The 21,277-nt window shown below is 62.3% G+C and carries 24 protein-coding genes; 4 read left to right on the plus strand and 20 right to left on the minus strand.

Going from position 1 to position 21,277, the window contains the following annotated elements; all coding sequences use genetic code 11:
* Positions 1 to 15 precede the first annotated feature (15 nt).
* From murB to P7A97_RS05470, 8 genes are all read right to left on the minus strand, one after another.
* The gene (gene murB / locus P7A97_RS05435; RefSeq protein ID WP_277688926.1) at positions 16 to 1,035 is read right to left on the minus strand and encodes a UDP-N-acetylmuramate dehydrogenase; all 1,020 of its coding nucleotides are present in this window, start codon (positions 1,033 to 1,035) and stop codon (positions 16 to 18) included.
* Complete coding sequence (locus P7A97_RS05440) at positions 1,032 to 1,496, minus strand: low molecular weight protein-tyrosine-phosphatase (RefSeq protein WP_277688927.1); 465 nt, start codon at positions 1,494 to 1,496, stop codon at positions 1,032 to 1,034. The genes murB and P7A97_RS05440 overlap by 4 nt, the downstream gene beginning before the upstream one ends.
* Positions 1,496 to 2,260 (minus strand): 3-deoxy-manno-octulosonate cytidylyltransferase, encoded by a 765-nt coding sequence (gene kdsB, locus P7A97_RS05445; RefSeq protein WP_277688928.1) that lies wholly within the window; start codon positions 2,258 to 2,260, stop codon positions 1,496 to 1,498. Before kdsB ends, P7A97_RS05440 begins: the two co-directional genes overlap by 1 nt.
* Positions 2,261 to 2,446, minus strand: a complete 186-nt coding sequence (locus tag P7A97_RS05450) for a Trm112 family protein (RefSeq protein WP_068826273.1) — start codon at positions 2,444 to 2,446, stop codon at positions 2,261 to 2,263.
* A gap of 38 nt (positions 2,447 to 2,484) precedes the next feature.
* On the minus strand, positions 2,485 to 3,489 hold the full coding sequence (gene lpxK / locus P7A97_RS05455) for a tetraacyldisaccharide 4'-kinase (RefSeq protein WP_277688929.1): 1,005 nt from the start codon (positions 3,487 to 3,489) through the stop codon (positions 2,485 to 2,487).
* Positions 3,486 to 3,914 carry a biopolymer transporter ExbD gene (locus tag P7A97_RS05460; protein WP_277688930.1) on the minus strand — a complete coding sequence of 143 codons (429 nt, stop codon included), beginning with the start codon at positions 3,912 to 3,914 and terminating at the stop codon, positions 3,486 to 3,488. The genes lpxK and P7A97_RS05460 overlap by 4 nt, the downstream gene beginning before the upstream one ends.
* The gene (locus P7A97_RS05465; protein ID WP_277688931.1) at positions 3,911 to 4,582 is read right to left on the minus strand and encodes a MotA/TolQ/ExbB proton channel family protein; all 672 of its coding nucleotides are present in this window, start codon (positions 4,580 to 4,582) and stop codon (positions 3,911 to 3,913) included. The genes P7A97_RS05460 and P7A97_RS05465 overlap by 4 nt, the downstream gene beginning before the upstream one ends.
* A 72-nt stretch (positions 4,583 to 4,654) precedes the next feature.
* Positions 4,655 to 6,880, minus strand: coding sequence for a DNA internalization-related competence protein ComEC/Rec2 (locus P7A97_RS05470; protein ID WP_277688932.1), 2,226 nt, complete (start codon positions 6,878 to 6,880; stop codon positions 4,655 to 4,657).
* 99 nt (positions 6,881 to 6,979) lie between these two features.
* On the opposite strand from P7A97_RS05470, the gene P7A97_RS05475 reads away from it, so the two are divergent.
* Positions 6,980 to 7,513: a DUF2062 domain-containing protein gene (locus P7A97_RS05475; RefSeq protein ID WP_277688933.1), complete on the plus strand. Its 534-nt coding sequence runs from the start codon at positions 6,980 to 6,982 to the stop codon at positions 7,511 to 7,513.
* A gap of 18 nt (positions 7,514 to 7,531) precedes the next feature.
* On the opposite strand, the gene P7A97_RS05480 is transcribed toward P7A97_RS05475, so the two are convergent.
* Genes P7A97_RS05480 through P7A97_RS05490 form a run of 3 tightly spaced genes read right to left on the minus strand, consistent with a single transcriptional unit; the run spans position 7,532 to position 10,710 of the window.
* The gene (locus tag P7A97_RS05480; RefSeq protein ID WP_277688934.1) at positions 7,532 to 8,776 is read right to left on the minus strand and encodes a lipoprotein-releasing ABC transporter permease subunit; all 1,245 of its coding nucleotides are present in this window, start codon (positions 8,774 to 8,776) and stop codon (positions 7,532 to 7,534) included.
* A gap of 1 nt (position 8,777) precedes the next feature.
* Positions 8,778 to 9,461: a lipoprotein-releasing ABC transporter ATP-binding protein LolD gene (gene lolD, locus P7A97_RS05485; protein WP_277688935.1), complete on the minus strand. Its 684-nt coding sequence runs from the start codon at positions 9,459 to 9,461 to the stop codon at positions 8,778 to 8,780.
* Positions 9,454 to 10,710 (minus strand): lipoprotein-releasing ABC transporter permease subunit, encoded by a 1,257-nt coding sequence (locus tag P7A97_RS05490; protein WP_277688936.1) that lies wholly within the window; start codon positions 10,708 to 10,710, stop codon positions 9,454 to 9,456. Before P7A97_RS05490 ends, lolD begins: the two co-directional genes overlap by 8 nt.
* Before the next feature lie 96 nt (positions 10,711 to 10,806).
* Here P7A97_RS05490 and P7A97_RS05495 point away from each other — a divergent pair, with 96 nt between their 5' ends.
* The 3 genes from P7A97_RS05495 to P7A97_RS05505 are packed head-to-tail and all read left to right on the plus strand — an operon-like array spanning position 10,807 to position 12,394.
* The gene (locus P7A97_RS05495; RefSeq protein WP_277688937.1) at positions 10,807 to 11,382 is read left to right on the plus strand and encodes a PilZ domain-containing protein; all 576 of its coding nucleotides are present in this window, start codon (positions 10,807 to 10,809) and stop codon (positions 11,380 to 11,382) included.
* Positions 11,379 to 11,678 carry a phosphodiesterase gene (locus P7A97_RS05500; protein WP_277688938.1) on the plus strand — a complete coding sequence of 100 codons (300 nt, stop codon included), beginning with the start codon at positions 11,379 to 11,381 and terminating at the stop codon, positions 11,676 to 11,678. Before P7A97_RS05495 ends, P7A97_RS05500 begins: the two co-directional genes overlap by 4 nt.
* Positions 11,675 to 12,394 carry a glycerophosphodiester phosphodiesterase gene (locus P7A97_RS05505; protein ID WP_277688939.1) on the plus strand — a complete coding sequence of 240 codons (720 nt, stop codon included), beginning with the start codon at positions 11,675 to 11,677 and terminating at the stop codon, positions 12,392 to 12,394. The genes P7A97_RS05500 and P7A97_RS05505 overlap by 4 nt, the downstream gene beginning before the upstream one ends.
* A 222-nt stretch (positions 12,395 to 12,616) precedes the next feature.
* On the opposite strand, the gene sthA is transcribed toward P7A97_RS05505, so the two are convergent.
* From sthA to P7A97_RS05550, 9 genes are all read right to left on the minus strand, one after another.
* Complete coding sequence (sthA, locus tag P7A97_RS05510; protein ID WP_277688940.1) at positions 12,617 to 14,011, minus strand: Si-specific NAD(P)(+) transhydrogenase; 1,395 nt, start codon at positions 14,009 to 14,011, stop codon at positions 12,617 to 12,619.
* A 106-nt stretch (positions 14,012 to 14,117) separates the two neighbouring features.
* Positions 14,118 to 14,351, minus strand: a complete 234-nt coding sequence (nqrM, locus tag P7A97_RS05515; protein ID WP_277688941.1) for a (Na+)-NQR maturation NqrM — start codon at positions 14,349 to 14,351, stop codon at positions 14,118 to 14,120.
* A complete protein-coding gene (locus P7A97_RS05520; protein ID WP_277689017.1) occupies positions 14,348 to 15,364 on the minus strand; it encodes an FAD:protein FMN transferase in 1,017 nt (338 codons plus the stop codon). Before P7A97_RS05520 ends, nqrM begins: the two co-directional genes overlap by 4 nt.
* Entirely contained in the window at positions 15,351 to 16,577 is a 1,227-nt protein-coding gene (gene nqrF, locus P7A97_RS05525) for an NADH:ubiquinone reductase (Na(+)-transporting) subunit F (RefSeq protein ID WP_277689018.1), read from the minus strand. The genes P7A97_RS05520 and nqrF overlap by 14 nt, the downstream gene beginning before the upstream one ends.
* 7 nt (positions 16,578 to 16,584) lie before the next feature.
* Positions 16,585 to 17,193 (minus strand): NADH:ubiquinone reductase (Na(+)-transporting) subunit E, encoded by a 609-nt coding sequence (gene nqrE, locus P7A97_RS05530; RefSeq protein WP_277688942.1) that lies wholly within the window; start codon positions 17,191 to 17,193, stop codon positions 16,585 to 16,587.
* Positions 17,193 to 17,861 carry an NADH:ubiquinone reductase (Na(+)-transporting) subunit D gene (locus tag P7A97_RS05535; protein WP_277688943.1) on the minus strand — a complete coding sequence of 223 codons (669 nt, stop codon included), beginning with the start codon at positions 17,859 to 17,861 and terminating at the stop codon, positions 17,193 to 17,195. Before P7A97_RS05535 ends, nqrE begins: the two co-directional genes overlap by 1 nt.
* 3 nt (positions 17,862 to 17,864) lie before the next feature.
* The gene (locus P7A97_RS05540) at positions 17,865 to 18,650 is read right to left on the minus strand and encodes a Na(+)-translocating NADH-quinone reductase subunit C (RefSeq protein ID WP_277688944.1); all 786 of its coding nucleotides are present in this window, start codon (positions 18,648 to 18,650) and stop codon (positions 17,865 to 17,867) included.
* Positions 18,643 to 19,851 (minus strand): NADH:ubiquinone reductase (Na(+)-transporting) subunit B, encoded by a 1,209-nt coding sequence (locus tag P7A97_RS05545; protein WP_277688945.1) that lies wholly within the window; start codon positions 19,849 to 19,851, stop codon positions 18,643 to 18,645. The genes P7A97_RS05540 and P7A97_RS05545 overlap by 8 nt, the downstream gene beginning before the upstream one ends.
* A gap of 3 nt (positions 19,852 to 19,854) precedes the next feature.
* Entirely contained in the window at positions 19,855 to 21,192 is a 1,338-nt protein-coding gene (locus P7A97_RS05550) for a Na(+)-translocating NADH-quinone reductase subunit A (RefSeq protein WP_277688946.1), read from the minus strand.
* Positions 21,193 to 21,277: the final 85 nt, after the last annotated feature.

Raw genomic sequence — 21,277 nt, forward strand, 5'->3', positions numbered from 1 at the left:
CTGAAACAGAGCAGCTCAGAAAATATTCGGCTCAATTTCCAGCGCTATACCAAATCTCGCCAGGATATCCGCCTGGATACGCCGCGCCAGCGCCAGCAACTGAGCGCCTGTGGCTGAGCCGTAGTTGACCAGCACCAGCGCCTGCAGGCGATGCACGCCGGCGTCACCCTCGCGAAAGCCTTTCCAGCCGGCGCGCTCGATCAGCCAGCCAGCGGCGAGCTTCACCTGCCCCTCGCCCGCCGGATAGCTGACCAGGTCGGCGTGCTCGGCACGAATGCGTTCGGCCAGCTCGACTGGCACCAGCGGATTCTTGAAGAAGCTGCCGGCATTGCCCAGCACGACCGGGTCTGGCAGCTTCTCGCTGCGGATGGCGCAGATGGCTCGACTGACATCCGCCGCACTTGGCACCTCGATACCTTCGGCCTGCAGACGCTGGCGCACCGGGCCGTAATCCAGATGCAGTGCCATCTTGCGGCTTAGAGCAAAACGCACACGCAGGATCAGCCAGCGCCCCGGCTGCTGCTTGAACAGGCTATCGCGATAGGCGAAGGCGCACTCCTCCAGAGCAAACTCGCGCAACTCGCCAGTCTGGCGATCCAGCGCAGTCAGCCCGACGAACACGTCCTTGATCTCGACACCGTAGGCACCGATGTTCTGCATCGGCGCGGCACCGACAGTGCCGGGAATCAGGCTAAGGTTCTCTAGCCCACAAAGTCCCTGGGCCAGACTCCACTGCACGAAGGGATGCCAGGGCTCACCCGCCTCCGCCTCCACCACAACGCGCTCGCCGTCATCTTCGAGTATGCGCAGGCCGCGACTGGCCATGCGCAGCACCAAGGCATCGACATCAGCTGTCAGCAGCAGATTGCTGCCCCCTCCGACCGGCAGCAACGAAATGCCGCGCCGCTCGGCCTCCGCCAACGCGGTACGCACCTCATCATCGGTGCGCGCCTCAGCAAACCATCGCGCCTGCACCTCGACGCCAAAGGTGTTGAATGGCTTGAGGGAAACCGCTTCCTGCAGAGTCAGGCTCACAAGCGCCCCCGTATTTCCGCCAGTAAACCATCGCTGGCCTGCTCGATTAGATCCAGCACCTGCTCGAAACCATCGGCACCGCCGTAGTAAGGGTCAGGCACCTCGTCCAGCGCCACGTCGTAACGACGCAAGAACAGATCCAGCTCCGCACCTCGCCCCTGGGGACGCAGGGCTTGCAGACGGGCCAGGTTGTCCTGATCCATGGCCAGGATCAGATCAAATCGATCGAAATCCGCAGCCGTCACTTGTCGCGCCCGCAGACTGGACAGGTCATATCCGCGACGCAACGCGGCCTGGCTGGAGCGACTGTCAGGTGCCTTACCCACATGCCAGTCGCCAGTACCGGCGGAGTCCACCGTTACCTGCTCCAGCAATCCAGCCTGCTGCAGGCGCTGGCGAAAGACACCCTCGGCGGTAGGCGAGCGGCAGATATTGCCCATGCAGACGAACAGAACGCGCATCAGGCCCCCAGCAGGCGACGTACCCGCTCCAGGTCTTCCGGCGTATCGACGCCCGCCGCCGGAGCCTCCAGCGCGTCGGCGACGTGGATGCGCACGCCATGCCACAGGGCACGCAGCTGCTCCAGGCACTCGGTGTCTTCCAGCCAACACGGCCCCCAGGCCACGAAGTCATGCAGGAAGCCAGCGCGGTACGCGTAGATGCCGATATGGCGGCGGTAGGGCACGCCTTCCGGCAACACCTCGCGACTCTTGGCGAAGGCATCACGAGCCCAGGCCAGCGGTGCGCGACTGAAGGTCAAGGCGAGGCCATTCTTGTCGGTCACGACCTTGACCACATTGGGGTTGAACAGCGCCTGCACATCCTCGATCGGCTCCGCCAGGGTAGCGATGCCGGCCTGCGGATTGGCAGCCAAGTTGGCGGCTACCTGGTCGATGATACTTGGCGGAACCAGTGGTTCGTCGCCCTGCACATTGACCACAATCGCATCGTTCTCCAGACCCAGCTGGCTGGCTACTTCGGCCAGGCGGTCGGTACCGGAATTGTGATCGACGCGAGTGATCAGCACTTCCGCGCCGAAGCCCTGACAGGCTTCGAGGATGCGCGCATCGTCGGTGGCCACAACGACACGGCTCGCGGAGCTTTTCTTGGCCTGTTCCCAGACATGCTGAACCATGGGCTTGCCTGCGATGTCCTGCAGCGGCTTGCCGGGCAGTCGACTGGAGGCGAAACGGGCCGGGATGACAACGGTGAAGGCAGTGCTCATTTACTTGTCCAGGCGCTCGTCGACGGTCAGGGTACGGGCTTCGCTCTCCAGCATCACCGGAATGCCGTCGCGGATCGGATAGGCCAGGCCAGCGCCCTTGCTGATCAACTCGGTCTTGTCTTCGGAAAGCTGCAACGGGCCCTTGCAGACCGGGCAGGCCAGGATATCGAGCAGTTTGGTGTCCATCGGAATGTCCTTGCTGGCATTGAAGATGCCGGCGGGACTCAGGCCTGTGCCGGCAGTAGACGGGTCAGTTCGCGGTCGAGCCAGGCAACGAAGGCCGGCGATGGCGCCGCATCCACGGCCAAATACCACCAGTTGTCGGCGGCAAAAGCCCGGCATTTCACTGCATCCTTCTCGGTCATCACCAGCGGCAGCTCAGGGCTGAACTGCAACGCTTCCGGGCTGTAACTGGCGTGATCGGCGAAGGGATGCGCGACTGGCCGCCAGTTTAGCGCTTCGAGGGTACGGAAGAAACGCTGCGGGTTACCGATGCCGGCGACGGCATGCAGTTGCTGGCCGGCGGCAAAGTAATCGAGCCCGACTCGCTCGCCGCTGCGAAGATTGATCAGAGCAGAAGGCTGCAGCTGGAAAGCGAAGCCCCGGTCATCGTCACTGTCGGCGCCGTTGCACAGCACGGCATCCACCTCGGCAAGCCGCTCCACCGGCTCACGCAATGGGCCGGCGGGCAGACAGCGTCGATTACCCAGGCCACGAGCCGCATCGATCAATACCAGCTCCAGATCACGGGCGAGACGATAATGCTGCAGTCCGTCATCACAGAGAATCAGATCCAGCGCTTCCTCCTGCAGCAACGCCTGCACGGCACGAGCGCGCTGCGGATCAATCACCAGCGGTACGCTGCTGCGCTGCACGATCAACAGCGGCTCGTCCCCCGCTTCGGCAGCCGACTGCCCGGCGCGCACGCGCCAAGGTAACTGCGGTGGGGTCGCACCATAGCCGCGACTGACCACCCCGACACGCAGACCGCGAGCCCGACAGTGCTCAATCAACCAGAGAATCATCGGCGTTTTACCGGTACCGCCAACGGTGACATTACCGACCACCAGCACCGGCACTGGCGCCCGGTAGATCTCACCCTCGCAAGCCACAAAAGCGCGGCGTTTACGCCGCACCACGCTGCGGTAGAGCCATTCCAGCGGACGCAACAGCATCAGCGCCGGATGGCCGGTATACCAGGCCTCGACCAGGCGGTCGGCGAGACTCAAGGCTGCGCCTCGGCCTCGACCGTGGTGATGCGCAGGTGAGCGAAGCCCAGCTTGCCGGCAGCATCCATCGCGGTAATCACGGCCTGGTGCGGCGTCTTGGCATCGGCACTGATCACCAGCGGCAGGCTGTTGTCGCCTCCGGACTCTTTGCCCAGCGCCGCCATCAGGCCCGCGAGATCGTTGTTCATCAGCGCTTGGCCATTCAGCGAGTAGCTACCGTCCGCGCCGATTAGTACTTCCAGCTGCTTCAGCTGGGTTTCCTCGGGAGGCGAACCACTGGCTGCCTCCGGCAGGTCGACCTTGAGCTGGGTTTCGCGAGTGAACGTAGTGGTGACCACGAAGAACAACAGCAGGATAAACACCACATCGATTAGCGATGCCAGGTTGATCTCGACGTTTTCCCGGGGTTTGCGCCGAAATTTCACGCCTTCTTGCCCTCTTTGCGGGCTTCCTTGACGCCCCCCCCCGGAACACTGCCCAGGTCGACGTCACGATCGCCCTGCACCACTTCCACCAGCTTGATCGCCTCCTGCTCCATACCCACGACCAGCTCGTCGACACGACGCTGCAGGAAACGGTGGAAGAACAGGGCCGGAATCGCCACCATCAAGCCAGCCGCGGTGGTGATCAGCGCCTTGGAAATGCCGCCGGCGAGCACCGCGGCGTTGGCCATGTTGGCGCCCATGAAGGCACTGAAGATGTCGATCATGCCCAGTACGGTGCCGAGCAGGCCCAGCAGCGGCGCGATGCCGGCAATGGTGCCGAGGGCATTGAGGTAGCGTTCCAGCTCGTGGATGACGCGAGCAGCGGCCTCCTCGATGCACTCCTTCATGATCTCGCGGCCATGCTTGGAGTTGGCCAGGCCGGCGGCGAGGATCTGTCCGAGGGGAGAGTTGGCACGCAGCTCCTTGAGCTTTTCGTTATTGAGCTTCTTCTCCTTGATCCACTTCCACACCTGCCCCAGCAGATGAGACGGCGTGACGCGGCTCGGCCGCAGGGTCCAGAGACGCTCGGCGATGATGCCGGCAGCAGCGATGGAACACAGAATGATCGGCAGCATCATCCAGCCGCCCGCTTTGACCAGTTCCCACACGGTTGTACATCCCCCTCGGAAAAGTGGCGCCACTCTAGCATAGGGTCGCGTAGGCGCAGACCACTCGGGTTCTCATTTTTCCCGCCAGAAACGCGCACGCTGGCGCCAGCTATCGGCATCGGCACCCGCTCCCAATAACAGCCGTACCGCGCCCCGTTCAGCACTGTCATAGAGACTGATATTGCGCGCTTGGTAACGTGCCAGCACCTGCTGAGCGGGATGCCCGAAGGGGTTGTGCCAACCACGTGAAAGCAGCGCCGAATGCGCGCCTACTGCATCCAGAAAGCCTGCGGAAGACGAACTGCGACTGCCGTGATGCGGGACCTGCAGCCAATCCGCCCTGACGTCCCGCCCCGCTTGTAGCAACGCCCTTTCGGTCGAACTGTCGATATCCCCCGTCAACAGCAAGGACTCTCCCTCGGCCTCAACCTTGAGCAGGCAGGAGGCCGCATTGCCCTCCTTGGCCGCCGCCCAGCGCCAGGTGGTAAAGCGCACGCCATCCCAGCTCCAACTGGCACCATCGCTGCACGGCTGCGCATTCAGTTCGGCGGGCAGATCCCGCGCCTCACCACTAAGCACAGTAGCGACTGGCAAGCCATGAGCAATGGCCAGAGCTCCACCGGCGTGATCGCTGTCGGCATGGCTCAGCAACATCTGATCAATCCGGGTCACACCCAGCTGCCGCAATGACGGCAACACTACCCGCTCGCCCAGATCGAAATCAGCGAAACGCGGCCCGGCGTCATACAGCAACGCGTGTTCCCGCGTGCGCACCAGCACCGCCAGCCCCTGGCCGACATCGAACTGCCAGACTTCAGCTTGCCCGAGCGCTACCTGAGGCTGAGGCGCAAGAAAAAAAGCCGACAGCAGCAACAGACCCGGCAGGCGCACCGTTAACCCGGCGGGCAGCAGACATAACACAGCACCCAGCGTGCCTAGCAGCCAGGCCCACAGTGGCACCGCTGTGGGCAGCCAAGCCGGCATCCACGCAGCCAGCCAGGCGAGCAAATGGAACAACAAGGCCAACAGACCGCCAGCAACAGCCAGCAGCACCTCGCCGACAACAGGGATAGGTAAGAGCAGAGTGCCAAGCAATGCCAGCGGCACCACCAGCAGGCTCACCCAGGGCACCGCCAGCAAGTTGCACAACGGCGCACTGACGCTTATTGGTAGTGCCAGAGCGAAGAACAGCGGCATCAGCCCCAGCGCCATCACCCACTGCGCCCGCCACCAGGCCTGCCACCATGACCAGGCACCGAGCCGGCCGGCGAATGCCAGGATCAGCAGTGCAACCGCCCCGAAAGACAGCCAGAAGCCGGGCTGCAAAGTCGCCAGTGGCTCCACCAGCAGCACCAGAATCCAGGCCATGAGCAACGGCAGCCAGACGCCGAGATGGCGAAAGCGCAGACGCCATAGCAGCACCAACGCCACCATCACACAAGCGCGCCGCACCGGCACCTCGAAACCGGCCAGCAGGCCGTACAGCAAGGCGCCAGCAAATGCCAGACCACAGGCCCAAGGCAGCCAGGGTAGGCGCCGCGGCCACCAGCCGAGACGGGCCATCCCGGCAACCAGGCCATAAAGCAAAGCCGCCAGCAACGCCACATGCTGCCCTGAGATCACCAGCAGATGCACCGTGCCGGTGTCCTGCAACACCCGCCAGTCCTCGCGTGACAATCCCGAATCATCGCCCAGCACCAATGCCGCGAGCGCGCCTTCGCGACCATGGGCATCGACCTTCAGCAAGCGCTGGCGCAAATCATCGCGCCAGGAGGCAAAGCCACCCGCCATCTGTAGCCGCTCGCCCTGTTTGACCGTTCCCGTGGCGCCAATGCGCTGCGCCAGCAGCCAGGCCTCGTAGTCGAAGCCTTGCGGATTGACCAGGCCTCGCGGACGCTTGAGCTTGACCGCCAGCCGCCAGCGCTCGCCAGCCTGTACCCCGGGACCGTCATACCAGGACAGGCGCAACCGCTGCGGTAGGTCATGGCGACGAGCATGGACCTGCTCTAGTTGAAAACGCACCACGCCATCACCCTTCTCCGGCAATCCGACGATGCGCCCCTCCAGCCACAGGGTGCGACCATCCAACTCGACGGCAAGCCGATCATCCAGCGCACGTTGCGCGGAAAAACAGGCCCACGCCAGGCCAAACAGGAACAGCGCCAGAGGATAGGTGCGCCAGGGCAACAGCATCAGACCGATGGGCAGTAACGCAGCGAGCAGCCAGCCAGGTGGCAGGGCCGGAAGAAACGGCAGGCAGGCAAGGCCTGCCGCCAGTGCGAGCATCCCTGTACGCATCAGTGTCCCATCCTGGGTCAATCGGTGTCACAAAAGCGGGCGAGCCGACGCGCCAGCATACGTGCATAATAGCGCCGCCTCAGCTTCCCGAGAGCCTCAATGCCGCGTCGTCTATTCAAGCGCTACATGCCCGATCCGCAGTTTGTCCGGGAGCACAAATCCCTGCGCTTTCTCGGCAAATTGCTGCACGATCCCAACCTCTGGCACCTGAACCGTCACTCGGTGGCCCGAGCCATGGCCGTGGGCCTGTTCGCCGCCTTCGTGCCGATTCCGATGCAGATGCTGCTCGCCGCCGCTATTGCCATAGTGGTCCGCGCCAACATGCCGATCTCGGTGGGACTGGTCTGGCTGACCAACCCCATCACCATGCCGCCGATCTTCTACTGCACCTACAAGCTAGGCGCGATGCTGATGGGCATTCCACCGGTCGCGCTACCCGATGAGCTGACCTGGGACTGGATCACCGGCGAACTCGCCACCTTGTGGAAGCCCTTTCTGTTTGGCTCCCTGCTCACCGGTAGCGTGCTCTCCATCAGTGCCTACGGGCTGACCATGGCTTACTGGCGTTGGTGGGTAGCCCACAATTGGCGCAAACGCGTGGAAAGCCGGGCGCTGAATGAAAAACGCCGCTGAATAGCGGCGTTTTTTGTTTTACTCGTAGCGCAGCGCCTCGGCTGGCTGGGTCTGTGCTGCCCGCCAGGCCGGGTAGAGCGTCGCGAGAAAGCTCATCAGCAAAGCCGCCCCGCAGATCAGCACCACATCCGTCACCTGCAGGTCCGACGGCAGACTGCTGATGAAATACACGTCGGAACTAAAGATGTGCATGCCGCTGATGCGCTCCAACCAGGCCATCCAGGCGCTGACATTGAGCGCAACCAGCACACCCAGCACGCCACCAATCAGCGTGCCGATGGAACCAATCACCGTCCCCTGAACCATGAACACCGTCATGATCTGCCCCGGCGTGGCACCAAGGGTACGCAGGATGGCGATATCGGCGCGCTTGTCGGCCACCACCATGATCAGTGTGGCGATGATGTTGAAAGCCGCCACGGCAATGATCAGCAGCAGCAGCAGACCGATCATGGTCTTCTCCATCTTCATGGCACTGAACAGACTGCCCTGGGTGCGCGTCCAGTCGTTGGCACGGTAGCCGACACCCAACTCCTGAACGATAGCTGTCGCCACCTGGGGCGCCTGGTACAGATCTTTCAGGGCAATGCGCACACTCTGTACCTGCCCCGGCTCGGCGCGCAGCATGCTGCTGGCGTCCGCGACGTTGATCAGCGCGAGGCTGCCGTCCAGCTCGGCGCCAACCTTGAATACACCGGCCACCGTCAGGCGCAACATGCGCGGAGTGATGCCCGAAGCGCTGTTGCTCGGTTCCGGCACGATCAGCGTCAGCTTATCGCCAACATTCAGGCGAAAACGCCGCGCCGTGATCTCACCGATCACCACCCCGAACTCGCCCGCACGCAGATCATCCAGGCTGCCCTGGGTAATGTGCTTGGCGATATTGGAGACTTTCTGCTCCTGCTGCGGGTCGATGCCGTTGATCTGCACCGGTTGCATCGAGCCTTTGTAGGAGAACATGCCCTCCAGCTCGGCAAAGGGCGCTGCACCGGTTACCTGCTTGTTGCGCATGGCAACAGCCGCTACGGCCTGCCAGTCATCCAGCGGCTTGTCCGCCGCCAGCGTGGCATGGGGCACCAGGCCGAGGATGCGTGAACTCATTTCCTTCTGGAAGCCGTTCATGACCGACAGCACCACGATCATCGCCAGCACGCCGAGGGCCAGACCGATCATCGAGGTCAGAGAGATGAAGGAGATGTAATGATTGCGCCGCTTGGCCCGGGTGTAGCGGGTGCCGACGAAAAGCGAAAGGGGTCTGAACATCTCAGGCCGCCACCAGCTTGCCGTCTTCCAGGCGCAGCACGCGATCCATCTGCCCGGCCAGCTGCGGATCGTGAGTCACTACCAGAAAGGCCGTGCGCGAATCACGGCTCAGCTCGCGCATCAATTCCTGAATGCCGTGAGCGGTATGCTGGTCGAGGTTACCGGTGGGCTCATCGAGCAGCACCAGGGCTGGCTGATTGACCAAGGCACGAGCGATGGCCACGCGCTGGCGTTCGCCGCCAGACAGTTCGGCCGGCTTGTGCGACAGGCGATGGCCGAGCCCCACTCGTTCCAGCAAGGCCGTGGCGCGCTGACGCGCCTCAGGGATCGGTGTCTTGCCGATCAACAATGGCATGCACACGTTTTCCAGCGCAGTGAACTCGGGCAGCAGATGATGGAACTGATAAACAAAGCCCAGCGCCCGGTTGCGCAGCAGGCCGCGGGCCTTCTCGTTCAACGCCGAGAGCTCCTCGCCGGCCAACCAGACACTGCCCTGGCTCGGTGTATCCAGCCCGCCCAGCATATTCAGCAGAGTACTCTTACCCGAGCCGGAGGAACCGACGATGGCCACGCGCTCGCCAGGCAGCAACTCCAGCTCCACGCCAGCCAACACCTCGACCGTCTGCGGGCCTTCCTCGTAGCTTTTGCCCAGGTTGCGGCAACTCAGGACGGACTTGTCACTCATAACGCAAAGCCTCCGCTGGCTGGGTGCGCGCAGCACGCCAGGCCGGGTAAAGGGTGGCGAGGAAACTCAGAATTAGCGCAGCGGCGCAGACCAGCACCACATCGCTCATCACCACCTGCGACGGCAGATAGTCGATGAAATACACCTCGGCATTGAGGAAGTGGATACCCAGCGCCCCCTCCAGCCACTTGATCGCGGCACTGACGTTGAGTGCGGCCAGCACGCCGAGCACGCCGCCGATGAGCGTGCCGAACACGCCGATCACCGTACCCTGCACCATGAAGGTCAGCATGATCTGGCGTGGCGTGGCGCCCAGGGTGCGCAGGATGGCAATGTCGGCCTTCTTGTCGGTCACCACCATCACCAGAGTGGAGATGATGTTGAAGGCGGCCACGGCGACGATCAGCAACAGCAACAGGCCGATGATCGCCTTCTCCATGCGGATGGCCTGGTACAAACCGCCGTGGGTACGGGTCCAGTCGCGGGCGTAGAAATCCTGGTCGCGCAGCAGCGTGGCCAGCTCCCAGGCGACCTGCGGCGCCTGGAACAGGTCGTGCAACTTGAGGCGAATGCCCTGCACCTGACCGGGTTTAAGGCGCAACAGGCGTCCGGCGTCTTGCAGATGGGCCATGGCCACATGACCATCGACCTCGCCAGCACCGACATGGAAGATGCCGACCACGGTGAAGCGCTTCATGCGCGGGAACATGCCAGCCGGCGTGACCGTCACCTCCGGCGCCACAAAGGTAACCTTATCGCCCATCGACAGGCCCAGCTTCTTCGCCGCCAGATCACCGATGAGAATGCCGAATTCACCGGCCTTGAGTGACGCCAGCGCCCCCTGATCCTTGAGGAAGTAATCACCAATGATCGACACCTTGCCCTCTTCGGCAGGGTCGATGGCATTGACCAGCACCTTTTGCACCTGACCGTTATGGGTCAACAACCCCTGCATCTGGGTGAAGGGCGCCAACGCCGCCACCTGTGGGTGACGCGCCAAACCTTCGCCGATGGTGCGCCAGTCGTCGATGGGCGTGGCACTATCCAGCGTGGCATGCGGCACCATGCCGAGCACGCGATTGCGCATTTCGCGATCGAAGCCATTCATCACCGACAGCACCACAATCATCACCAGCACGCCCAGAGCCAGGCCAATGATCGACGTGAGAGAGATAAAGGAGACGAAGTGACTGCGGCGTTTGGCGCGCGTATAGCGCAGGCCGAGGAACAGAGACAGGGGTCTGAGCATCAGTACGGGGTTCGCTGGCGAATGGGAAAACGTCCTTGTGGCAGGGCTCGGCGTGCGGCTTTACACTCAGACCACCACTGCAGCCATGGGTTCGCCATGTCGAATCAAGACGTCGATGACCGCCGCGAATACTACCGGATCGAGGATACGATCGCACTGGATTTCAGCCTGATTTCCACTGCCGAAGCGCATGCCAGCGAGCCGCTTCACGACAATTCGCCGCTGTTCAACCTGCTCAACGAATTGCACCTGATGGATTTCGAATCACAGCACCTGCTGCGCCATATCAGTGAACGCGACCGCACCCTGGCCAATTACCTCAAGGTCATGAACAAACGCATCGACCTGCTCGGCCAGGCCGTGGCCCAAAGCCTGTTGCGTGACATCGGCGCGCCACGCAGGGTTTCCATTTCCGAGGGAGGTATCAGCTTCAGCCACCACAAGGCTGTGCCGGCGGGCAGCCACTTGGCGCTCAAGATGGTGCTGATGCCCCAGGCGCTCGGACTGCTGTTGCGCGCCCAGGTGGTGCACTGTCAGCGCCGTGAAGATGGCCAGTTCGAAATCGGCACCGAATTCGAAGCACTGACCGATACCCAGCGTCAACTGGTAGCTCGCCACATCCTGCAGAAACAGGCGCTGGAACGCCGCCAGGCCAGGGAACAACAGTTATGAAATGGCCCCTTCTGCTAGTCGCAGCGCTTCTACCCCTGTCCGCGCAAGCCCAAACCATCGAGATTCCCGTTGGCCAGCAGGGCGCCGCTGTTGCAGGACTACCGCACAAAGGCGAATCCAGGCGCTCGGTGCTCGAACGTTTCGGCCTGGCCGACCAGGAGCATCCTGCCGTAGGCCAGCCCCCCATCACCCGCTGGGACTACCGCACCTTCAGCGTCTATTTCGAATACGACCATGTCATCAACAGCGTGCTGCACCATCAGCCGCGCCACCCAGTCGCCAAGGAGCAACAGTGACCCTCATCTACGGACACCGCGGCGCCAAGGGCGAAGCCCCAGAAAACACCCTCGCCAGCTTCCAGCGCTGCCTGGACAACGGCGTCAACCGCTGTGAACTGGATCTGCACCTGTCGCGTGACGGCGAGCTGATGGTCATCCACGACCCGACCCTCAAACGCACCACCGGCCGCCGCGGCAAAGTGGTGCAGCACGACGCAGAGGAACTGATAACGCTGGATGCCCGCCAGGGCGGACCGGGCTGGAAGACCCCCTGCCCTATCCCCAAACTGGAAACCCTGTTCGAACACTGTCCGTTCGAGCACTGGCAACTGGAAGTGAAGATCGCCTCGCGGGTGCGCGCTGCGCGCACGGTGCTGGCCATCCAGGCGCTGACCAAGCGCTTTGGCATTCAGGACAAGGTGACCGTCACCAGCAGCTCCCGAGAGGTGCTGCGTGCGCTCCGTCGCCTGACCCCGGAGCTTTCCCGCGGCTTGGTCGCCGAGTACAACTGGCTCGACCCGCTAAAGGTAGCCGCTCATCACGGCTGCTCCATGCTGGCGTTGAACTGGACGCTGTGCACGCCGGAACGCCTGCTCAAGGCCCAGAGAGCCGGGTTGCATGTCTCGGTATGGACGGTGAATGAACCTTCGCTGATGCGGCGTCTGGCCGACTTCGGCGTAGACAGCATCATCACCGATTTCCCTGGCCTGGCAGTGGATACGCTCAAGCGCTAGCTAGCAGCCCCTTGCAGCCCGGATGAAATCCGGGAAACAGACAGCTCCGCTCCCGGACATCACCTAGGCTGCGTCAGGAATGGTGGAAAAGAAAACCGGCCCAGAGGCCGGTTTTTTGCTACATCGCGCCTGGTCAGAAGCTTTCCCGGTTCGGCCAGCGCCAGTCGCGGGAGTAGCTGAACGGACTCTCCCCGACCGGCTCAGGCCACCGGTCGGAGCCCCTCAAAAAAGCCGGTTGAGCCCGTCGAACGCCGCCACCCGATAGGCCTCGGCCATGGTTGGGTAATTGAAGGTGGTGTTGATGAAGTACTTGATACTGTTCGCTTCACCCTTCTGGTTCATGATCGCCTGACCGATATGGACGATCTCCGAAGCCTGGTAGCCGAAGCAGTGCACGCCGAGAACTTCCAGGGTTTCACGGTGAAACAGGATCTTCAGCATGCCCACCGGCTCATGGGAGATCTGCGCCCGCGCCATGCCCTTGAAGAACGCCTTGCCGACTTCATACGGGATCTTGGCCTGGGTCAGCTCCTTCTCGGTCTTGCCGATCGAGCTGATCTCCGGAATGGTGTAAATGCCGGTCGGTACGTCATCGACGAAGCGCCAGCTATCATTTTCCACCGCACTGCCGGCGGCCGAGCGCCCTTGGTCGGCCGCCGCGCTGGCCAGACTCGGCCAGCCGATCACGTCACCGGCGGCGTAAATGTTCGGCACCGCGGTGCGGTAATGCTGATCGACTTCGATCTGGCCACGGCCGTTGGCCTTAAGACCGATGTTCTCCAGGCCCAGCTTGTCGGTGTTGCCGGTACGGCCGTTGCACCACAACAGGCAATCGGCCTTGATCTTCTTGCCCGACTTGAGGTGCAGGATCACGCCGTTCTCGAGGCCCTCGATGCGCTCGTACTCCTCGTTGTGACGGATCAGCACGTTGTTGGTTCGCAGGTGGTAGCTCAGCGCATCGGAAATCTCGTCATCGAGGAAGCTGAGCAGCTGGTCGCGGTTATCGATCAGGTCGACCAGCACACCCAGACCACTGAAAATCGAGGCGTATTCGGAGCCGATCACACCGGCACCGTAGATGATGAGGCGGCGCGGGGTATGGGTCAGGCTAAGGATGGTGTCGCTGTCATAGATACGCGGGTGATTGAAGTCAACATCGGCAGGACGGTATGGCCGCGAGCCGGTGGCGACGATCACCTGCTTGGCCACCAAACGCTCAACCACACCGCTGGCGCAGACCACTTCCACGGTGTGCTCATCGTGAAAGCTGGCAGTGCCGAAGAAGACATCGACGCGATTGCGCGCGTAATAGCCAGTGCGCGAAGTGACCTGCTTGGCAATCACGCGCTCGGCGCTCTTCAGCACGTCCGGGAAGGAAAACCAACGCGGCTCACCGATCTGGCGGAACAACGGATTGGTGTTGTATTGCATGATCTGGCGCACCGAGTGACGCAGGGCCTTGGACGGGATGGTGCCCAGGTGGGTGCAGTTACCGCCGACCAGTGGGCGGTTGTCGACCACTGCCACCTTGCGTCCGGCCTTGACGGCGTTCATCGCCGCGCCCTCGCCCGCCGGACCGGAACCGAGCACCACCACGTCGTAGTTGTAGACCGCCATGCTTACTCCTTTCAGAACTGCTCAGGGCGCCCGTGGCGCCCTGCAGATGCCTTCACGGCACTTTTTGTCATCGCCCCAGCTTAGCCGGGGCGTTTTGCCCGGCACATTAGCGCTTGGTAGCGTCGTAGGCGAGCGTTGCATCCACTACATCAGCGTTCTTGTCGCGATTGACCTCTTCACACTTCTCGCGACTACCGCCACAGATCGAGCACTCCTTCTCGATACCCAGATTGGCGATACCGCCGCAGGAGCCGGCGATGGGCTTGCGCCCGAAAATCACACCGATGGCCATACCCAGCACCACCAGCAACATGAAAGCGAAGACCAGAAGCCAGGTCATGGGGACTCTCCTTCGCCGAAACGGCGAGTGAATGCGGGCGTCGCACGGGTGGCGAAGCCCTGGTCGGTACGGGTGACGAAGAAAGCGGCGATGTCCTTGCCCTCGGCATAGGCGTAGCCGCGCTCAGGCCCCAGCACCATCAATAGAGTAGACAGCCCGTCGGCACGCAGGGTCGATGGATCGACCACGGTGACCGAAGCCAGACGATGATCGATCGGCGCGCCGGTCTGCGGGTCGAGGGTATGCGAGTAACGTTTGCCGTCTTCTTCGAAGTAATTACGGTAATCGCCGGAAGTGGAAACCCCCAGCCCATCGAGCGGCAACACCTTCTGCGCCACCTGATGATCATCGCGCGGCGCCTCGATGGCGATACGCCAGGGCGAGCCATCGGGCTTGTGTCCGGCAGCGCGAACCTCGCCCGTCACATCCAGCAAGTAGCTCTTCACGCCCAGCTCGCCCAGGCGCGCGGCAATACGGTCGACCGTGTAGCCGGCGGCGATGCTGTTGAGATCGACCTGCACGGCCGCATCCTTGCACAGGCGTCGCTCACCAATCTGCAGATGCGCATGCCCCACACGGGCACGCACTTCGGCGATCTGCTCGGCACTGGGCACTTTCTCGCCGCGGGCCTGCGGGCCAAAGCCCCAGAGATCGAGCAACGGTTCCAGGGTCAGGTCGAAAGCGCCATTGCTTTCGGCGCTCAGCGCGTCGCCCGCACGCACCAGCTCCAGTACCGCAGCGGGCATGGCACGGCAACTTTTGGCCGGCAGGCGATTGAATTCGGATAAGTCGGAATCGCTGCGCCAGGTGGACATCTGCTTATCCACCTCAGCCAGCAGGCCATCGACTTCGGCCTTGAGCGCGGTGGGCTCGGGAGTACCCTCGCCCGCCACGTACTTGAGCGAGTAATGGCTGCCCATGGTCGGACCACCGAACTGCTCGATCTTCTCGCCGCAGCCGACCAGCAGAACGCTGGCCAGCAGGGCGAACAACGCAGGTTTAACCACCGAAATCGTCCAGCAGGATGTTCTCGCGCTCGACGCCCAGGTCCAGCAACATCTTGATCACGGCGGCGTTCATCATGGGCGGGCCGCACATGTAGAACTCGCAGTCTTCAGGCGCCGGATGATCCTTCAGGTACTGTTCGTACAACACGTTATGGATGAAACCAGTCAAACCGGTCCAGTTGTCTTCCGGCTGCGGGTCGGAGAGTGCCAGGTGCCACTCAAAGTTGGGATTCTCCGCGGCCAGCTGATCGTACTCTTCAACATAGAAGGCTTCACGCAGCGAGCGCGCACCGTACCAGAAGCTGATCTTGCGCTTGGAGCCCAGACGCTTGAGCTGGTCGAAGATATGCGAACGCATCGGCGCCATACCGGCACCACCACCGATGAAGACCATTTCGGCCTCGGTTTCCTTGGCGAAGAACTCACCGAAGGGGCCGTACACGGTGACCTTGTCGCCCGGCTTGAGGTTGAACACCCAGGATGACATCTGGCCTGGCGGCAGATGATCCTTGCCTGGAGGCGGCGAGGCAATACGGATGTTGAATTTGACGATGCCCTTCTCTTCCGGGTAGTTGGCCATGGAGTAGGCGCGGATCACGGTCTCGTCGACCTTGGACACGTACTTCCACTGGTTGAACTTGTCCCAGTCGCCACGGTACTCGGGCTGGATGTCGAAGTCCTTGTAGTTGACCACGTGCGGCGGGCACTCCAGCTGCACGTAGCCACCGGCGCGGAAGTCCACGCTCTCGCCTTCCGGCAGGCGCAGGGTCAGCTCCTTGATGAAGGTGGCGACGTTGGGGTTGGACTCCACCGTGCACTCCCACTTCTTCACGCCGAAGACCGATTCTTCCACCTCGATGTGCATATCCTGCTTGACCGGGGTCTGGCAGGACAGGCGCCAGCCTTCGCGGGCCTCGCGCTTGGTGAAGTGCGACTCCTCGGTCGGCAGCATCTCGCCGCCGCCGCTCTCGACGATGCACTTGCACTGGGCGCAGGTGCCGCCACCACCACAGGCCGAGGACAGGAACACGTTGTTCGCCGCCAGGGTCTGCAGCAGCTTGCCGCCGGCCGGCACGGTGAGGGTGCGCTCACCATTGATGACGATGTTGACGTCGCCGCTGGACACCAGCTTGGCGCGCGCCACCAGGATGATCACCACCAGCGCCAGAACGATGGCGGTGAACATGCCGATGGCCAATACGATTTCAAAACCCATCAGGTGCTCCTTACAGCTGAATACCGCCGAACGACATGAAGCCGAGCGACATCAGACCGATGGTGATGAAGGTGATGCCCAGGCCCTGCAGGCCATCCGGCACATCGCTGTACTTGAGCTTCTCGCGGATGCCGGCCAGCAGTGCGATGGCCAGGGCCCAGGAAAAGCCGGAACCAACGCCGTAGACCACGCTCTCGGAGAGGTTGTAGTCACGTTCGACCATGAACAGGGTGCCACCCATGATGGCGCAGTTCACGGTGATCAGCGGCAGGAACACGCCGAGGGCGTTGTACAGGCTGGGCACGTACTTATCGAGCAGCATCTCGAGGATCTGCACGATGGCGGCGATCACACCGATATAGCTGAGCAGGCCGAGGAACGACAGATCAACGTCCGGCAGGCCAGCCCAGGCCAGCGCACCGTCCTTGAGCAGGTAGGCGTAGATCAGGTTGTTGGCCGGCACGGTGATGGTCTGCACCACGATCACGGCGATGCCGAGGCCGATGGCGGTTTCCACCTTCTTCGAAATCGCAATGAAGGTACACATGCCGAGGAAGAAGGCCAGCGCCATGTTCTCGACGAACACCGCCTTCACAAACAGGCTGAGGTAATGCTCCATCAGTAGGCCTCCTTGTTGGACACCTGCGGTGCCATCTTGAAGCTCGGTGCTTCCACCTGATCTTTCTTCCAGCTACGCACAGCCCAGATGAACAGGCCGATCAGGAAGAACGCCGAAGGTGGCAACAGCAGCATGCCGTTGGGTTGGTACCAGCCGCCGTCATTGACGGTCGGCAGGATGGTGTAGCCAAACAGCTTGCCGGCACCGAACAGCTCACGAATCACACCCAGAGCAACCAGAAACGCGCTATAGCCCAGGCCGTTGCCGATACCATCGAAGAACGACAGCAGCGGCGGATTCTGCATGGCGAAGGCCTCGGCACGCCCCATCACGATGCAGTTGGTGATAATCAGGCCGACGAACACCGACAGTTGCTTGGACAGCGAGTAGGCGAATGCCTTGAGCACCTGATCGACCACGATCACCAGCGAGGCGATGATCACCATCTGCACGATCATGCGGATGCTGCTCGGAATCTGGCTGCGAATCATCGAGACGAACAGGTTTGAGAAAGCACACACCAGGGTCAATGCGACAGACATCACCAGGGCGGTCTTGAGGTTCGAAGTCACTGCCAGGGCCGAGCAGATGCCGAGGATCTGCAGACCGATGGGGTTGTTGTTGAACAGCGGATTCAACAGAACTTCTTTATAGGTCGGTTGCGACATCGCTTATGCCTCCCCTTTGCTCAGCTTGGCCAGGAACGGGCCGAAGCCATTCTCACCAAGCCAGAAATGCAGCAGATTGTTCACGCCGTTGCTGGTCAGCGTGGCACCGGCCAAGCCGTCCACCTGATGCTCAGCCTTCGGCGATTGCGGATCGACACTGCCCTTGATGATTTCCACCGCCAAGGCACCGTTGTCATCGAACAGGGTCTTGCCGACCCACAGGCCTTTCCACTTCGGATTGTCCACCTCGCCGCCAAGGCCCGGGGTCTCGCCGTGCTGGTAGAAGCCGAAGCCAACCACAGTGTTCAGATCGCCTTTGACCGCGATGAAACCGTGCAAGGTCGACCACAGACCATAGCCACGCACCGGAAGGATCAGGGTCTGCAACTCGCCGTCCTGCTCCACCATGTACACGGTCGTGAACTGCTCACGGCGCTTGATCGAGGCAATGTCCTGCTCGCCGGACAGCACCATGGACAACTGAGGGTCCTTGGACGCCTTGAGCGGGTCGAAGGTGGCCGGGTTCTGCGCATCGGAGAAAGTGCCGTCCTGCAGATCCACGACCTTGGCCTGGATACGCTCGCCGAACAGTGCTTTGACCTCTTTGGCGCTCATGCCTGCCTCACCCAGACCAGCAATGGCCAGGATGCTGCGCTGCTTGTCCAGCTGACGGTTTTCCACCTGGGTGGGCTTGAGCGCTACGGCAGCACCGGCGACGAACACCGAGCAGACCAAGCACACCAGCACCGCGACGGTGAGGGTACGTACAGTCGATTCTTTGTTAGCCACGTGCGAGCCTCCGCTTGATGTTGGCCTGCACCACGAAATGGTCGATCAGCGGTGCACAGAGGTTGGCGAACAGAATCGCCAGCATCATGCCTTCCGGGAAGGCCGGGTTGACCACGCGAATCAGCACCACCATCAGGCCGATCAGCGCGCCGAAGATCCACTTGCCGGTATTGGTCATGGACGCCGACACCGGGTCGGTGGCCATGAAGATCATGGCAAAGGCAAAACCGCCGACCACCAGATGCCAGTACCAGGGCATGGCAAACATCGGGTTGCTGTCCGAGCCTATGGCATTGAACAGTGTGCTGGTGGCAATCATGCCCAGCATGACACCGGCAACGATGCGCCAGGAGGCAATCTTGGTCAGCAGCAGGAAAGCGCCGCCAATGAAGATGGCCAATGCACTGGTCTCGCCGATGGAGCCCCGCTCAAGGCCGACGAAGGCATTCCACCAGCTCAGACCGCTGGCCGCGACCTGCTCCATGCCGCTGGCAGCGGCTACGGACAGGGTCGTAGCACCGGCATAGCCGTCCACCGCAGTCCACACCATGTCACCGGACATATCCGCCGGGTAGGCGAAGAACAGAAAGGCGCGGCCAGTCAGCGCAGGGTTGAGGAAGTTCTTGCCGGTACCACCGAACACTTCCTTGCCGATCACCACGCCGAAGCTGATACCCAGCGCCACTTGCCACAGCGGGATATCCGGCGGCAACGTCAGGGCGAACAGCACGGAGGTGACGAAGAAGCCTTCGTTGACTTCGTGGCGACGGATGGAAGCGAACAGCACCTCCCAGAAACCGCCGACGATGAAGGTGGTCAGGTAGATCGGCAGAAAGAACGCCGCGCCCTGGATGAAGTTGTCCCACACGCTGCTCGGGTCAAAGCCCGCCAGCGCGCCGATCAGACCGAAGCGCCAGCCTTCCTGGGCCGCCAGCAGCTCGGCGTTACCGGCGAAGATGCTGTTGGCCTGATAGCCGATGTTCCACATGCCGAAGAACATCGCCGGGAAGGTGCACAACCACACGGTGATCATCATGCGCTTGAGGTCGATACCGTCGCGCACGTGAGCCGTGCTCTTGGTCACGCTGCCTGGGCGGTAGAAGAAGGTATCGATCGCCTCGTACAGGGCATACCACTTCTCGTACTTGCCGCCCTGTTCGAAGTTGTGCTCGATCTTGTCGAGGAATTTACGCAAAGCCATGGATCAGCCCTCCTTCTCGATGCGAGCCAGGTTGTCCCGCAGGATCGGGCCGTACTCGTACTTGCCGGCGCACACGTAGGTGCACAAGGCCAGGTCTTCTTCGTCCAGCTCCAGGCAGCCGAGCTTCTGCGCCATGTCGGTATCACCGACGATCAGATAGCGCAGCAGCTGGGTAGCAAGGATGTCCAGCGGCATGACAGCCTCATAGTTACCCACCGGCACCATGGCACGCGGACTGCCGTTGGTGCTGGTGTCCATGGCCAGCTTCTTGCCACCCATCAACTTGGACACAAAGATGTTCAGCACCGAGTGCTTGTTCACCCCGGCACGCAGGTAGTGCAGCAGCTCACGCTCGCGGCCCTCATGCAGGCAGGAGACCTGCACGTGGTAGCGACCGAGGAAGGCGTAGGCCCCGCGCGCACTGCGCCCACCGAACACCGAGCCGGAAATGACTCGATTATTGCCAGGCTGCAGCTCACCGGCGCTCAGCTCGTCGAGGCTGGCGCCCAGACGGGTGCGCAGCAGGCGCGGCTTGTCAACCACCGGGCCGGCCAACGCAACGACGCGCTCGACACTCAGTTTGCCGCTGGTAAACAGCGCGCCAATGGCGATCACGTCCTGATAGCCGATCTGCCACACACTCTTGCTGGCACTGACCGGGTCGAGGAAGTGGATGTGTGTACCCGGCAGACCCGCCGGATGCGGGCCGGCGAAGCTCTCGCCCTGCACGCCAGCCAGGCTCTCGCCAGGCAGACTCACGCCCTCGGCCTTACACAGGAAGATCTTGCCCAGGCGGGCCAGCACCTTGAGACCGCTCTCGAAGTCACCGGCTTTGTCAGCGATGATCACGGCCGGGTCGGCCGCCAACGGATGGGTGTCGATGGCGGTGACGAAGATCGAGCTGGGCACAGCATCGACAGCCGGCACCTTGCTGAACGGACGGCTGCGCAGCGCGGCCCACAGACCGGACTGTTGCAGATTGTCACGCACAGCCTGGGGCTCCAGGCTATCGAGCTGAGCGGCTTCGTAGCGGGCGAACTCGACGGCCTCATCGCCATCCAGGTCGATCACCACCGACTGCAGCACCCTCTGCTCGCCGCGATGGATGGCGCTGACCACGCCGGCACCCGGTGCAGTGAAATGCACCCCCGGGTTCTTCTTATCGGAAAACAGGACCTGACCCAGCTTGACTCGGTCACCCACCTGTACCGCCATGGTCGGCTTCATGCCTTGATAGTCGCAGCCCAATAAGGCCACGCTGCGCACCGCACGAGCAGCATCGATACGCTGCTCCGGGGCGCCGCTAATGGGCAGATCCAGCCCTCGTTTGATCTTTATCATTCTTTATCCCAAACACTGAAGGCAGTGTTTCCGCAGGCTTCAACACGACCGGAAAGACAATAAAGAGCGACTGCAGCAGCCTTGC

Origin of the sequence: Pseudomonas sp. GOM6 (assembly GCF_029537485.1) — a bacterium.
Lineage (GTDB): Bacteria > Pseudomonadota > Gammaproteobacteria > Pseudomonadales > Pseudomonadaceae > Aquipseudomonas.

Coding starts and splice junctions, on each gene's coding strand:
- P7A97_RS05440 (WP_277688927.1), bottom strand. CDS start 1,496: ATGCGCGTTCTGTTCGTCTGCATGGGCAATATCTGCCGCTCGCCTACC.
- kdsB (WP_277688928.1), bottom strand. CDS start 2,260: ATGAGCACTGCCTTCACCGTTGTCATCCCGGCCCGTTTCGCCTCCAGT.
- P7A97_RS05450 (WP_068826273.1), bottom strand. CDS start 2,446: ATGGACACCAAACTGCTCGATATCCTGGCCTGCCCGGTCTGCAAGGGC.
- P7A97_RS05470 (WP_277688932.1), bottom strand. CDS start 6,880: ATGCGTACAGGGATGCTCGCACTGGCGGCAGGCCTTGCCTGCCTGCCG.
- P7A97_RS05475 (WP_277688933.1), top strand. CDS start 6,980: ATGCCGCGTCGTCTATTCAAGCGCTACATGCCCGATCCGCAGTTTGTC.
- P7A97_RS05480 (WP_277688934.1), bottom strand. CDS start 8,776: ATGTTCAGACCCCTTTCGCTTTTCGTCGGCACCCGCTACACCCGGGCC.
- lolD (WP_277688935.1), bottom strand. CDS start 9,461: ATGAGTGACAAGTCCGTCCTGAGTTGCCGCAACCTGGGCAAAAGCTAC.
- P7A97_RS05490 (WP_277688936.1), bottom strand. CDS start 10,710: ATGCTCAGACCCCTGTCTCTGTTCCTCGGCCTGCGCTATACGCGCGCC.
- P7A97_RS05495 (WP_277688937.1), top strand. CDS start 10,807: ATGTCGAATCAAGACGTCGATGACCGCCGCGAATACTACCGGATCGAG.
- P7A97_RS05500 (WP_277688938.1), top strand. CDS start 11,379: ATGAAATGGCCCCTTCTGCTAGTCGCAGCGCTTCTACCCCTGTCCGCG.
- sthA (WP_277688940.1), bottom strand. CDS start 14,011: ATGGCGGTCTACAACTACGACGTGGTGGTGCTCGGTTCCGGTCCGGCG.
- nqrM (WP_277688941.1), bottom strand. CDS start 14,351: ATGACCTGGCTTCTGGTCTTCGCTTTCATGTTGCTGGTGGTGCTGGGT.
- nqrE (WP_277688942.1), bottom strand. CDS start 17,193: ATGGAGCATTACCTCAGCCTGTTTGTGAAGGCGGTGTTCGTCGAGAAC.
- P7A97_RS05535 (WP_277688943.1), bottom strand. CDS start 17,861: ATGTCGCAACCGACCTATAAAGAAGTTCTGTTGAATCCGCTGTTCAAC.
- P7A97_RS05545 (WP_277688945.1), bottom strand. CDS start 19,851: ATGGCTTTGCGTAAATTCCTCGACAAGATCGAGCACAACTTCGAACAG.
- P7A97_RS05550 (WP_277688946.1), bottom strand. CDS start 21,192: ATGATAAAGATCAAACGAGGGCTGGATCTGCCCATTAGCGGCGCCCCG.